This window comes from Aeribacillus pallidus (assembly GCF_050478865.1).
Lineage (GTDB): Bacteria > Bacillota > Bacilli > Bacillales > JACDOC01 > JACDOC01.
Map to the genome: position 1 here is coordinate 1 of NZ_JBCNBW010000041.1, position 13,170 is coordinate 13,170.

Here is a 13,170-nt window from a genome sequence, read left to right on the forward strand (position 1 = left end):
CACAAAATGTGGTGATGAATCAGGTTGTAAAAAGGAAACGAATAGTAGAAAAGTAGGTTCCAATCGCTTGATTTTCAATATGTGGAATGTAAAATTAAGTAAGTGGTTTATATGTTTTGTAATATATGAGTTGGGGGTGGCCGTTGTGAAACGAGCGTTACATCTTTTATTCATTTGCAGTTTTTTGTTGATAGGGTGCTCAGAGGAAGATGGAACACCTTCTATTGAAATTCCGGCCCACGAAAATGCGAAAATCCAATTGTCTGTTGAAGGGAAAAAACTAATGAAAGACGATGTTCGTACGGAAACATATGTCAATCGAGTAACAGATACACGATATTCTTTTCGTGTGGAATCAGATGGTGAACAAATAGGAACGATCCATGTTACAACGAGAGAATTAGATAATGGGGACGTATTTGTTTTTACGAAACTAGAAAATAACATGGAAGAGCCTTTAAAAGTATATCTCAATATTCCGTTGAACGACGTCAATCGATACGAAGTAAATGATTGGGACCAACGACACGTAGAGCATCAACATGACAAGACAACAGGGGTTGATGAAACAACTGGACCTATTGGTTTAATGAAAGTATTTAACTATGATGAGGAAAAGTTTGAACTTGTTTTAAGTAAAAACTACCAATCTCGAAAACTAACGAAAAAATATGAAGATGGACGGAAAAGTATTGTTCGTGAACTAATTAAAGAAGAAAAGCGTTTTTATACATATTTAAATAATGATCAATTAGTCATTTCGTTACCGATGGCTTCATCAGGAAAAGATATTTCAGAAAGCTGGCTTTTACTTTCCTCTGATCGGTTGTTTGAAAAGGAAGAAAACCTCCAAAAATGGATTGATTTTCACCTTGATAATTATAAAGCAGCCAAATCGTGGTTAACCGCAGAAGGTCCATATAAGAAGCTTCCATGGTCCATTGAGCCTGGAACCAAGCTTGGTTATGGTCGAAATCTTGGCTTAATACAAGATAAAACGGCTTTAGATAGTTTTGAACAATACAGAGAGCGTTATTACTATGATTTAGTATTAAATTCAATGGCCGATTTACTTGCATTTAAAAACGAAAAAGGAACAGCTATTTGGGAAACAGAGTATACGAGTACATGGTTAAAGAAAGCGTACGGAACAACAGCACCATACATTGATACTCGACATAATGAAAATATTGCCCTATTTTTGACAAGAGTAGGAAATTTATTAAATATTGAAGAACTGAAAAATGCAATCACTATTTATGGGGATTATTTAATTGAACAGGTGGAAATTGGTAATACTATTCAAGTGGGTGAGGGGTATTTAATTGCCGATTACTTCTCGCCTTATGATCAATCACAGAAAACGCATGCATCTTTAAATCATATTCTAGGCGGCGTTAACTTATTGTTAGATTGTTACTCAGCTACGGGTAATGAAAAGTATTTAGATGTGGCTCTCCATATTATAAAGGGAGTAGAAGAGTTAGGAGAACAATGGATTCGTGATTCTGGAGATCTTTGGTATCAAGTTAATCCAGATTTGACGTTTACTGGTAATGATTATGAATTATTAACGCTTATTGATTTATTAACGACTCAAGAAAAACTGGAAGAGATTCAATTGGAACGTAATCAAATGCTTGATCGATTCATTCGATCGAAAGCGAGTTATTTAGTTCGTGAAGAGAAGGAAATGTATGACTATGTAAAAGAGATGCTAGTTAATCAAGGATTTGGAGATATATTAAAAGAAGAATAATGAAAAAGGACTCATTTGCCTGGAGCAATGAGTCCTTTTTTTTGAAACATTTATCTTTCTACTTCCGTCTCCAAATACACCGTCTCCCCTTCCGTAATCACCGCTTGTCCGTTTGTGAGTTCGGTCATCCAGTCGGTGAAGGAAGCAGTTTGGTTTTCTTCGACATATGTTTCGATTTCGACTTGGTCGAGGTAGTGGATGTCTTTTATTTGATAAATCGATGAACGAAGCTCGTTTTCGACTTTTCCAAGCCATGTGTAATCAATTTTTGTATGCATAACCCGCATGAGTTTTCGTTCGACAACACCGGTTGCTTTGATTCCTTCGGAGGTTGCTTTTCCATATGCCCGAATGAGGCCGCCGGCACCGAGTTTAATACCTCCGAAGTAGCGAGTAACCACAACGACGGTATCTTTTAAATCTTTCTTTTTCAGTACTTCTAACATGGGAACTCCGGCGGTGCCGCTTGGTTCTCCATCATCATTCGCTTTTTGAATTTGATTGTTTTCTCCGATCATATACGCAGAACAATTGTGAGTTGCGTCCCAGTGTTTCTTTTTGATTTCTTGAATAAATGCTTGAGCTTCCTCTTCGGTTTGTACACGGTTTACATAGGCAATAAACCGGGACTTTTGAATAACAATTTCATGTTCACCATAACCTTTTACCGTATAGTAACGAGGTAGCATGTCTGTTCACTCCTCAACTATTCTTTTGCCATTGTAAACGAGATTTTATTTTTCGACAACAAAAGTCATTCGATGAAGAAACCGTCAAAATTAATACAAAAATTTTAAAAATTAATACATTCCTATACAAATATTAACATCATCATTTCATCATAACATAAAATTGCCCTGTATTGTAAATAAACTTTAATATTCGACAAAAATAGACATGTTATAATAGGAGCTAGAAGGATCCGCAAACAGGTTGCAGGTAAAAGTTCTCACGGATGACGGACATTATTCCTATATCAGTTAGTCCAAATAGCATATGTACATAGAGCAAAACTACTTCTTTTTACCGAAATTTGGTCTTTTTGGTTCAATTTCCATAGGAAAGAATAGTTTCCTCTTTTTTTTCCATGTACAATATTTGTAGCATCAGGCGATGGGGTTCATCGGAGGGAAAAGAATGAAAGTGGATAATGTCGATGTGAAGGCATTAGATAAAGTAGTCGATAAAATGATTCAAACTGTCGACCAAAGTAAAGATGAAATTTTTAATATAGGGGAACGTTGTCGACAAGATTACGAAGCGATCTCATTAGAGCTAGAAGAAGTTAAGAAAATGTTCGAACAGGTGATTGCAGAAGGAGAAGAGCTGGAAGTAAAGTCTCGATTAGCACGAAATCGCTTATCTGAAGTGAACAAAAATTTTCACCAATATACCGAAGAACAAGTACGTGAAGCATATGAGAAAGCACACGAATTTCATACGAAGCTTCAGATTAATCATCAAGTAGAAAAACAGCTGCGCGATCGGCGTGATGAATTGGAACGTCGTTTACGGTCACTTGAGCATACAATCGAACGGGCCGAACATTTAGTATCTCAAGTATCGGTTGTATTAAATTATTTACAGACGGACTTTAAACAAGTTGGTGAAATGATCAAAGATGCGAAGGAGAAAAAAGATTTTGGTTTACGCATCATTGAAGCTCAAGAAGAAGAAAGAAAACGTCTGTCGAGGGAAATTCATGATGGTCCAGCGCAAATGTTAGCGAATGTTCTTATGCGCTCAGATTTAATTGATCGAGTGTATCGGGAGCGGAGTCCAGAAGAAGCGTTAAAAGAAATTCGGAGCTTAAAACAGATGGTTCGATCGGCATTATATGAGGTGCGACGAATTATCTATGATTTGCGCCCGATGGCACTGGATGACTTAGGCTTAATTCCTACCCTCAAAAAATATTTACAAACGATCGAAGAATATCATAAAGGGACAAAAATCCATTTTACGAATTATGGCTTAGAAACAAGACTTCCTCCAAATTATGAAGTAGCACTCTTTCGCTTGATTCAAGAGTCTGTACAAAATGCCCTTAAACACGCCCAAGCGCATGAGATCCAAGTAAAAGTCGATATTCAAAACCATCAAGTGACCGCCGTTGTGAAAGATGATGGCAAAGGATTTGACCCTTCTGTGAAACAACCGGGTTCGTTCGGCATTATGGGAATGAAAGAACGGGTCGATTTGTTAGAAGGGGAATTGTCCATTCGTTCAAATATAGGCGTAGGAACGGTTGTATATATCCAAGTACCATTAAAGAAATGATCGTTGTTCAAACGTAGGGAGGCGAAAACAATGGCAATTAACATTGTCATTATCGATGATCATCAATTGTTCCGTGAAGGAATGAAACGTATCTTAGAATTTGAAGAAGAGTTTACCGTTGTTGCGGAAGGAAATGATGGTACCGAAGCGGTTCAACTCGTTGAAACATACCAACCAGATGTTGTGCTAATGGATATTAACATGCCTGATATGAATGGCATTGAAGCGACAAGACAGCTGATTGAAAAATTTCCAGAAACGAAAGTGATTATTATTTTATCGATTCATGACGATGAAAACTATGTAACGCACGCCTTAAAAACTGGTGCGATGGGTTATTTACTAAAAGAAATGGATTCTGAAACGTTAATTGAAGCGGTGAAAGTTGTATCAGAAGGTGGATCCTATTTACATCCGAAAGTGACGAGAAACTTACTGAACGAATTTCGACGCCTGGTGGCTCATGGGGAAGAAAAGAAACAAAACACGCAATTTCACCAAACGGAAGTTCGTCGTCCGCTTCACCTATTAACGCGTCGGGAATGTGAAGTATTGCAACTGTTAGCGGATGGAAAAAGTAATCGTGCTATCGGTGAAGCGTTATATATCAGTGAAAAAACGGTGAAAAACCACGTTAGTAATATTTTACAAAAAATGAATGTGAACGACCGTACTCAAGCGGTTGTTATGGCCATTAAAAACGGTTGGGTGGAGGTTCGGTAAAAACAATACGCCCTATTTCCAAAATTGGAAAGGGCGTTTTTTTATGTGGGAAAATTTACGGCCGTCTGCGAGCAAAATCAACGAAACGAAATTTATCCAACCGGTGGCGTGATTCGGTATATTGAAACAGCGTCACGTCTTCTAAATACACGTAGTTTTTTACGACAACAATATGTGTATCATTTCCGATATCTAAATATTGGCGGTCCTCATCTGTACAGCGTTCCACGACAATTTCTTTTTTGGCAAAGCTAATAGTCAAACCGAGATCGTTTTCCAAGTATTCGTAAATCGATTGTTCACATATTTCTTTGGACAAATAAGGAACGTGCTTTTTCAAGAAGAAGTCTTTGTCTAAAATAATCCGCTCTCCTTGAATTTCACGTGCCCGAATGACTTTCCATACTTCATCGTCTGGAGACGCTTGTAATTGATTTTGAAGCCAAGTGTCAGGCTGTTGGAGACCAAATTCATACACAATCGTTCGAGATTGTCGTCCGAGCGATTTTTGTAATTCTTTAAAGCTTACCAGTCCCGATATGGGAAAACTAAACTTTGATACATCAAGGACAATGGACCCTTTTCCACGCACTTTTTGAATATACCCGTTTTGTGAGAGTAAATGTAATGCCTTCCGAATTGTTTCACGGGATGTGTCGTAAAGGTCGGCTAATTCATTTTCCGATGGCAAGATGTCCATTGGTTGATACGTGCCTTTTTGTATTTGGTCGGCTAAATCTTGATAAATCGTTAAATATTTTTTCACAGTCATTTCAATCACCACTCTTATTTTATCATAATCCCCATGGTAAAATGTGAAGGACTAAGTGGAAGAAAGGAAGATGATTCGATGGTTCGAAAATATATCGTGCCGGTTCTTGTTGGCATGACGCTGCTAACGGCATGTAATAATGAAGGAACGGAACCTTCCGTTAAAGAGACCGATAAAGCAAAAACGACGTTACCAGCCCCACCGATTGAGGAAGCTGATATTCCGGAAGAAGAGAAAACGGCTCTTTTAGCCGTATTTCAACAGCATATAGACGCCTTTAATGCCGAAGATGTAGAGCGATATATGGACACTATTTCGAAAAAGCCATTATCGTTCGATTATGACGAAGAGAAGGTGTATGTTCAAAACGTGTTTGACGACTATGATATTACACTCAATCCACAACACGTAACGATTATTGAGTATACGAACAATAAAGCAAGTATTTTTGCTGAAATGCATACGGTCTCAAAAGACGATGCTGGAAACGAAATCGAAGACGTCGCCCGCCAAGTCACCATGTTTCGTAAAGACGACGGGCAATGGAAAATTGTCGCGACATTTGCGATGGATGCGGGAGAGAATAAATAGAAGATCGTAGTGGTGATATGAGCCGAAACCTATGGGCTGAATCAACTTTTATGAGCCCCAAATAGCTTTCTATGAGTCATACGGCTGTCTATGTGCCAAATTCCAACACCTATGAGCCAAATTCCAACACCTATGAGCCAAATTGAGGTGCTATGAGCCAAACTCTAACACCTATGAGCCAAATTGAGGTGCTATGAGCCAAACTCTAACACCTATGAGCCAAATCGAGTTGTCTATGTGCCGAATTCCAACACCTATAAGCCAAATCTAGTAATCTATGTACCAAACTTCAACTCCTATAAGCCCATTTTAGCCATCTATGTACCCAGGATGCGTTATTTAAGTTAATTGTGCCGTATACGTTCATCTAAATGAAAAAGGAGCAGCTCCGATAGGGAGTCTGCTCCTTTCTTTCTTATTTCGTTAAACGATAAATAATGGATTCGTACGGACGTAAGTTCACGCGCTTAAAATCGAGAGAAGAGTCTTTGTAGTTAGAAAGTAAAATTTCTGCTTGATAGTCACTTACGTCGTAGTCGTTTGGCAGTTCGAATACTGTTTCTTTACCGTAGAAGTTGTTGACAACGAGTAGCTTTTCGTTATCTCCGTGACGGAAGTACGCGAAAATGTCTGGATGGTCTTTTAAAATTAATTCGAACGTTCCGTCCGTAATGATGTCATACGTTTTCCGTAATTGGATGAGTTTTTGATAATGATAGAAGACGGAGTCTCGGTCTTTTAACGCTTCTTCTACGTTAATTGTTTGATAGTTTTTCGCGACGTCAATCCAAGGTGTTCCTGTTGTAAATCCTCCATGTTTTGAACTGTTCCATTGTACCGGTGTGCGTGAGTTGTCACGCGATTTTTGTTGTAAAATAGCGAGCACTTCTTCTTCGCTCTTTCCTTGTTCGCGTAAAATTTTATACATGTTATGCGACTCGACATCGCGATACTCGTCAATGGACGTAAACTTTGGATTCGTCATTCCGATTTCTTCCCCTTGGTAAATGTATGGGGTTCCTTTCATCATATGAATCGTTGTAGCAAGCATTTTGGCAGATTCTTTGTGATACTTTTCATCGTCACCATAACGAGAGACAATGCGCGGTTGGTCATGGTTGCACCAGAACAGAGCGTTCCAGCCACCGCCTTTATCCATTTCCACTTGCCATGTCGCTAAAATGTCCTTCAGTTTTAAGAAATCGAAATCAGCGACTGTCCATTTGTCACCGTTAGGATAATCGACTTTTAAGTGGTGGAAGTTAAACGTCATATTTAACTCTTGACGCTCTGGATTCGTGTACTTAATGCAATGGTCAATCGTTGTCGATGACATTTCACCAACGGTCATCATGTCATATTTCGAAAACACTTCTTGGTTCATTTCGTGCATAAAGTCGTGAACTCGAGGACCGTCCGTGTAAAATTTACGGCCATCTCCAGGAGGTACTGAGCCGTCGTCATCAAGGAAACGTTGGTCTTTTGAAATTAAGTTAATGACGTCGAGACGGAAGCCATCCACACCTTTTTGAAGCCAGAAGTGCATCATCTCGTACACTTTTTTACGAACTTCTTCGTTTTCCCAGTTTAAGTCCGCTTGGGTGACGTCAAATAAGTGTAAATAATATTGTCCCGTTTTTTCATCGTATTCCCAAGAGGAACCACCGAATTTGGATTGCCAGTTCGTTGGTTCAGAACCGTCTTCTTTCGGATCTTTCCAAATGTAAAAATCGCGGTACGGATTATCTTTTGACGATTTTGCTTGCTGGAACCATTCGTGATCCGTTGACGTATGGTTCACCACGATATCCATAATAATTTTGATGCCACGCTTATGCGCTTCATCCAATAGTTCGTCAAAATCTTCCATCGTTCCGTATTCTTCATGAATCGCGTAATAATCGCTAATATCATAGCCGTTATCTCGTTGTGGAGACTTGTAAATCGGTGTGAGCCAGATTACGTCGACGCCTAATTCTTTTAAGTAATCTAACTTTTCTGTAATCCCTCTTAAATCACCGACACCATTTCCGGTTGTATCGTTAAAGCTTTTCGGATAAATTTGGTACACAACTGCTTTTTTCCACCAAGGTTGTTTCATGTTCATCACCTTCTATTTAGTTTTGTGATACATTGAGCAAATATGAAAATGGCAAAAGGGGAGAGCGTATGGCTTCCCCTTTCAATGAATTATGCAGTTTTGTTTCCTTTTACTTTTGCCCAAATAAAGGTAAGCGTAAATGGAACAATTAACACAATCGCCATGCCGACGAAGAAGACGCCCCAGTATTCGTGAATAATGGATAAGAATCCTGGTAAACCTCCAACACCAATGGAGAACGCCTTTACATGATTGATAGACAATAGCACACCGGCAATCGCAGAACCGATGAGGGCGCTAATGAATGGGTAGCGATAACGTAGGTTCACACCGAACATCGCTGGCTCGGTAATTCCTAAAAACGCGGAAATCGCTGATGTTAAAGACAGGCCTTTTAGTTTTTCGTTTCCTTTCTCTACAAACATCATTGCAAAGGCAGCCGAACCTTGAGCGATGTTAGATAACGCGAGCATCGGCCATAAGAACGTACCGCCAGCCGTTGTCACTAATTGAATATCGACCGCTAAGAACGTATGGTGCATACCTGTGACAACGAGTACCGCGTATAAACCACCGTAAATGAGTCCACCAAGTGCGGCGAACTGATCGAAAATCGCAACAACGCCATCAGTTAATAAGTTTCCTAACCAGAAGGTAACCGGTCCGATAACTAGGAATGATGCAAAACCAGTGACAAGAAGTGCGACTGGAGCCACAACAAGCAATTTAATCGTGTCGTGTACGCGTTTGTTTAAAAAGATTTCAATTTTTGCAAGTAAATAGGATGCGACTAGGATTGGTAACACTTGTCCTTGGTAACCAACCTTTTGAATTTCTAAACCGAAAATGTTCCAGTACGGAATCGTACCTTCTGTCTTAGCGGAAGAGTACGCCCATGCGTTTAACAGGTCAGGGTGTACGAGCATAAGTCCGAGTACGATACCAAGTAATGGGCTACCTCCAAATTTTTTCACGGCTGACCAACCAATAAGACCCGGTAAGAAGACGAATGCTGTATTCGCAATTAAGTTAATAATGCTTGCGAAGTCAGCCCAGTTTTGATGCACTTCAATAAAAGATTGGCCATCATAGAAAATGTCTTTTCCGGTAAGAATATTGTTAATACCCATTAATAGACCGGCTGTAACGATTGCTGGCAAAATCGGAATGAAAATATCCGCTAATGTTTTAATGATACGTTGAACCGGATTAAGCTTTTTCTCTGTTTCGTTTTTAATGTCTTGTTTCGTTGCTCGCGCGATTCCTGTTTGTTCCACAAGTTCGTTGTATACTTTGTCAACAAGTCCTTGTCCAATAACGACTTGGAATTGTCCGTTTGTTGAGAACGAACCTTTCACGATGTCAATGGACTCTAATTTTTCTTTATCGACTTTTCCTTCGTCTTTTAAAGCAAAACGAAGACGGGTGACGCAATGACTAGCTGCGGCAATATTGTCTTTACCACCAATTGCGTCAACAATTTGACGAACGCTTTCTTTATTGACGCTCATGTTATTCCCTCCTATAAGTTCTGTTATATAAAAAGCGGTTACAAAACTAGTTCTTTGGTTGTATATACAAGTTGCATAACTATCGTACACCTGTATATACAAGTTGTCAACAAAAAAATTAAAACGTTTTCAAAATTGACACATCAGGAAAGATAGCGTTTGCAAAAAAAGGAAAATAAATCAATTGATTCCTTAAAATATGGTGCATTTGTCACTGTTTTTTTTATAAAATGGAGTGTAGAAAAATAAAATAAGGATGGTATTTCAATGAAAATAGCAATTGTCACGGATAGTACAGCTTATATTCCGAAAGAATTGCGTGAACAACTCGATATTCATATGATTCCGCTAAACGTCATATTTGGTCATGAAGCGTACCAGGAAGAAGTCGAACTTACGGTTGACCAATTTTATGAAGAAGTAAAGGCACGCGAAGATTTACCGACGACTTCCCAGCCGGCTGTAGGCTTGTTCGTCGAATTGTTTGAAAAACTCGCTCAAGAATACGAAGCGGTGATTAGCATTCATTTATCAAGCGGTATTAGCGGTACCTATCAAGGAGCTGTTACAGCTGGTCAAATGGTCGAAGGGATTCAAGTATACCCGTTCGACTCCGAAATTAGCTGTATGATTCAAGGATTTTATGCGCTTGAAGCGGCGGTTCTTGCCAAACAAGGAAAATCTCCTGAAGATATTATGGCTCATTTAGACAAAATTAAGTCACGTAGCGATGCGTACTTTATGGTCGATGATTTATCCCATCTACAACGCGGCGGTCGTTTATCAAGCGCTCAAGCGATTATTGGAAGCTTGCTACAAGTAAAGCCACTCCTTCATTTTGAAAACAAAAAAATCGTCCCGTTTGAAAAAATTCGTACGCGTAAAAAAGCACTTAAGCGTATTGTGGAATTGTTTGATGAAGTGGCTAGCAAAGGGGAGCCGCTTAAAGCGTGTGTCATTCACGGCAACCGTGAAGAAGAGGCGCTTGCCTTTAAACAGGAACTTGAGGAAAAATATCCACACGTTGAGTTTTATTTAAGTTATTTTGGTCCAGTCATCGGTACCCATCTCGGTGAAGGAGCCATGGGGCTCGGCTGGGTGCGCTCTGATACGAAATATGAATAAAGGAAACAACACGAACAGCGCCATTTCTTCTAAGGAAGAGTGGCGCTTGTTTTATCATTATAAATTAAAGGAGGAGAATTCTATTTGCGTTTTTCTATCGTGAATCAACGCTTATTACCAGAAGTGCTTGGGTCAAAGGGCATTACTGAGTGGCAACCGATTTCCTCTTTTTCCTCGCTAGCATCCATTCCGATCAATTCCACCTTCTCTTACTTCTCAGAACTGCAACAATTCCTCGTTGGACGCGCACTCCTGCTAGACGAACTTCCGTTTTCTATCGAACAGATTCACTGCCACTACGAACATGGGTATGTCACCTATATGAAAGGGATCATAAAAAGGAACAACAAATGGGTATGTGGGCGGTGTGGAAACGATGATCCGTTTTACATTGCTTCGTTTCCGTGTGCGCGTTGTCAGGAAACATGCACGTATTGTCGTAGGTGCATTCAAATGGGACGGGTGTCTACGTGTACTCCGCTTGTTCGCTGGACTGGCCCGGACGTAACGTTTCAAATAGACCGGGATGTGCTAGTATGGGACGGCCACTTGTCACCGGGGCAACAGATAGCTTCCGATGCGGTGGTGGAAGCAGTCCGAACTAATTCCGACCTTCTCGTATGGGCGGTATGTGGAGCTGGAAAAACGGAAGTTGTGTTTCAAGGCATTTCCGAAGCCCTTCGACAAAACAAGCGAGTATGTATTGCGATTCCGAGACGCGATGTCGTCCAAGAGCTCACTCCTCGATTGCAGCGCGTATTTCCGAACGTAAAAGTCGTTTCCTTGTACGGGGGAAGTGAAGAACGACATACATTTTCTCCGCTAGTTGTCGCGACGACGCATCAACTGTATCGCTTTTACGAAGCGTTCGATTGTATGATCGTCGATGAAGTAGATGCGTTTCCATATAGCTATGATAAAACGTTGCAATGGGCTGTTCAAAAAGCACGGAAGCCAAAGTCCTCACTGATTTTATTAACCGCTACCCCAACGGCCCAATGGCAAAAAGAATGTAAGATTGGAAAAAGGCGGCATGTTATGATTCCGGCTCGATTCCATCGCCATCCTCTTCCTGTTCCTCAGCTTCAATGGTGTGGCAACTGGAAAAAACAAATGGCTAAAGGCCGTATCCCTTCCCCGATTCTCCGCTGGGGCAACGAACGACTTCACCAACAAAAGCAAACCCTCCTCTTTTTCCCGGATATTGACTTAATGAAACAAGCGTTGCCACTTTTTCAGCGATTGAATCCAAATATTGAAGCAGTACATGCGGACGATCCTGACCGCTCTGAAAAAGTCGAACGGATGCGAAAGGGCGAGATTCCAATTCTACTTACGACCACGATTTTAGAGCGGGGTGTCACGATTCCGAACCTCGATGTGGCCGTCATCGGTGCCGACCACTCCATTTTTACCGAAAGCGCCCTTGTCCAAATGGCTGGCCGCGTCGGCCGCAGTCCGCAATACCCAACCGGAAACGTAACCTTTTTTCATTATGGCTTAACGAACGAAATGGTCCGCGCTGTCCGTCACATTCAACGAATGAACACGGAAGCGAGAAAGCGGGGGTTAATCAATGGGTGAGCGGTGTCTCATTTGTGAAGGAGACCTCGGCACGTCTTTTACATGGAAGGATTTATTTGCGTTTCATCAAGAGCAGATTTGCACTGATTGTCAGGAAAAACTGGAACGAATCCAAGGTGAAGTATGTCAAAAATGTTCTCGACCAAAAGAATTAGTCTCATCCTCTTATTGGAAGGATAAGTACTGCTATGATTGCGTCCGGTGGGAATCAGACCCTACATGGCAAGGAGTATTGGAGAAAAACACGTCTCTTTTCGTCTACAACGATTTTTTAAAAGACGTCATCGCCCGCTGGAAGTTTCGCGGAGACTATGCTCTTGCCTCTGTTTTTCAACCATTGATTACTAAGAAACTTAAATCGATATCTTTTGATGTACTCATTCCGATTCCGCTAAGTGCCGAACGATTATACGAGCGTGGATTTAACCAAGCGGAAGCGTTAGTTTCAGAACTTACCATCAGAAATGTTCTGAAAAGGACGCATTCTGAAAAGCAATCGAAAAAATCACGGGCGGAGCGAATGGATTATGCTCCGATTTTTCATCTGGTGTCTAAAGAAACAATCGCGTCCAAACGTATCTTATTAATTGATGATATTTATACAACCGGGGCAACTCTCCATTATGCAGCCAAACTTCTTCGAGGCCATGGGGCAAAAAGCGTTTCCTCCCTCACGTTAGCTCGGGGATAAAAAGGACTTATAGATTTAAAAAATGTGCCGATA

General features: G+C 40.5%; 11 protein-coding genes. 7 read left to right on the forward strand and 4 right to left on the reverse strand.

The genetic code is table 11. The features are described from left to right. The coding region (locus tag ABES52_RS10160; RefSeq protein WP_429651049.1) for a hypothetical protein at positions 1–1,759 on the forward strand (1,759 nt) is incomplete at its 5' end. Between the two features lie 50 nt (positions 1,760–1,809). On the opposite strand, the gene ABES52_RS10165 is transcribed toward ABES52_RS10160, so the two are convergent. Then, complete coding sequence (locus ABES52_RS10165; RefSeq protein ID WP_429651050.1) at positions 1,810–2,448, reverse strand: YigZ family protein; 639 nt, start codon at positions 2,446–2,448, stop codon at positions 1,810–1,812. A 448-nt stretch (positions 2,449–2,896) separates the two neighbouring features. Here ABES52_RS10165 and ABES52_RS10170 point away from each other — a divergent pair, with 448 nt between their 5' ends. Then, the gene (locus tag ABES52_RS10170) at positions 2,897–4,039 is read left to right on the forward strand and encodes a sensor histidine kinase (RefSeq protein WP_429651051.1); all 1,143 of its coding nucleotides are present in this window, start codon (positions 2,897–2,899) and stop codon (positions 4,037–4,039) included. Positions 4,040–4,069: 30 nt separating this feature from the next. Continuing rightward, positions 4,070–4,762: a response regulator gene (locus ABES52_RS10175; RefSeq protein ID WP_429651052.1), complete on the forward strand. Its 693-nt coding sequence runs from the start codon at positions 4,070–4,072 to the stop codon at positions 4,760–4,762. A 55-nt stretch (positions 4,763–4,817) separates the two neighbouring features. Here the strand turns inward: ABES52_RS10175 and treR are convergent, their stop codons facing one another. Continuing rightward, the gene (gene treR, locus ABES52_RS10180) at positions 4,818–5,534 is read right to left on the reverse strand and encodes a trehalose operon repressor (RefSeq protein WP_429651053.1); all 717 of its coding nucleotides are present in this window, start codon (positions 5,532–5,534) and stop codon (positions 4,818–4,820) included. Between the two features lie 78 nt (positions 5,535–5,612). Here treR and ABES52_RS10185 point away from each other — a divergent pair, with 78 nt between their 5' ends. Continuing rightward, on the forward strand, positions 5,613–6,125 hold the full coding sequence (locus ABES52_RS10185) for a YybH family protein (protein ID WP_429651054.1): 513 nt from the start codon (positions 5,613–5,615) through the stop codon (positions 6,123–6,125). A 415-nt stretch (positions 6,126–6,540) separates the two neighbouring features. Here the strand turns inward: ABES52_RS10185 and treC are convergent, their stop codons facing one another. Continuing rightward, positions 6,541–8,226, reverse strand: coding sequence for an alpha,alpha-phosphotrehalase (gene treC / locus ABES52_RS10190; RefSeq protein WP_429651055.1), 1,686 nt, complete (start codon positions 8,224–8,226; stop codon positions 6,541–6,543). A gap of 89 nt (positions 8,227–8,315) precedes the next feature. After that, entirely contained in the window at positions 8,316–9,737 is a 1,422-nt protein-coding gene (gene treP / locus ABES52_RS10195) for a PTS system trehalose-specific EIIBC component (protein WP_429651056.1), read from the reverse strand. A 267-nt stretch (positions 9,738–10,004) separates the two neighbouring features. On the opposite strand from treP, the gene ABES52_RS10200 reads away from it, so the two are divergent. The 3 genes from ABES52_RS10200 (at position 10,005) to ABES52_RS10210 (ending at position 13,137) form a co-directional block, all read left to right on the forward strand. Continuing rightward, the gene (locus ABES52_RS10200) at positions 10,005–10,862 is read left to right on the forward strand and encodes a DegV family protein (RefSeq protein WP_429651057.1); all 858 of its coding nucleotides are present in this window, start codon (positions 10,005–10,007) and stop codon (positions 10,860–10,862) included. An 84-nt stretch (positions 10,863–10,946) separates the two neighbouring features. After that, entirely contained in the window at positions 10,947–12,446 is a 1,500-nt protein-coding gene (locus tag ABES52_RS10205; RefSeq protein WP_429651058.1) for an ATP-dependent helicase ComFA, read from the forward strand. Then, positions 12,439–13,137 carry a ComF family protein gene (locus tag ABES52_RS10210; protein WP_429651059.1) on the forward strand — a complete coding sequence of 233 codons (699 nt, stop codon included), beginning with the start codon at positions 12,439–12,441 and terminating at the stop codon, positions 13,135–13,137. The genes ABES52_RS10205 and ABES52_RS10210 overlap by 8 nt, the downstream gene beginning before the upstream one ends. The last annotated feature ends 33 nt before the right edge of the window (positions 13,138–13,170 follow it).

What these genes read in the sequence shown, in the direction of transcription:
- ABES52_RS10210 (WP_429651059.1), top strand. Translation starts at nt 12,439, where the DNA reads ATGGGTGAGCGGTGTCTCATTTGTGAAGGAGACCTCGGCACGTCTTTT.
- ABES52_RS10200 (WP_429651057.1), top strand. Translation starts at nt 10,005, where the DNA reads ATGAAAATAGCAATTGTCACGGATAGTACAGCTTATATTCCGAAAGAA.
- ABES52_RS10175 (WP_429651052.1), top strand. Translation starts at nt 4,070, where the DNA reads ATGGCAATTAACATTGTCATTATCGATGATCATCAATTGTTCCGTGAA.
- treC (WP_429651055.1), bottom strand. Translation starts at nt 8,226, where the DNA reads ATGAAACAACCTTGGTGGAAAAAAGCAGTTGTGTACCAAATTTATCCG.
- treR (WP_429651053.1), bottom strand. Translation starts at nt 5,534, where the DNA reads ATGACTGTGAAAAAATATTTAACGATTTATCAAGATTTAGCCGACCAA.
- treP (WP_429651056.1), bottom strand. Translation starts at nt 9,737, where the DNA reads ATGAGCGTCAATAAAGAAAGCGTTCGTCAAATTGTTGACGCAATTGGT.
- ABES52_RS10185 (WP_429651054.1), top strand. Translation starts at nt 5,613, where the DNA reads ATGGTTCGAAAATATATCGTGCCGGTTCTTGTTGGCATGACGCTGCTA.
- ABES52_RS10170 (WP_429651051.1), top strand. Translation starts at nt 2,897, where the DNA reads ATGAAAGTGGATAATGTCGATGTGAAGGCATTAGATAAAGTAGTCGAT.
- ABES52_RS10165 (WP_429651050.1), bottom strand. Translation starts at nt 2,448, where the DNA reads ATGCTACCTCGTTACTATACGGTAAAAGGTTATGGTGAACATGAAATT.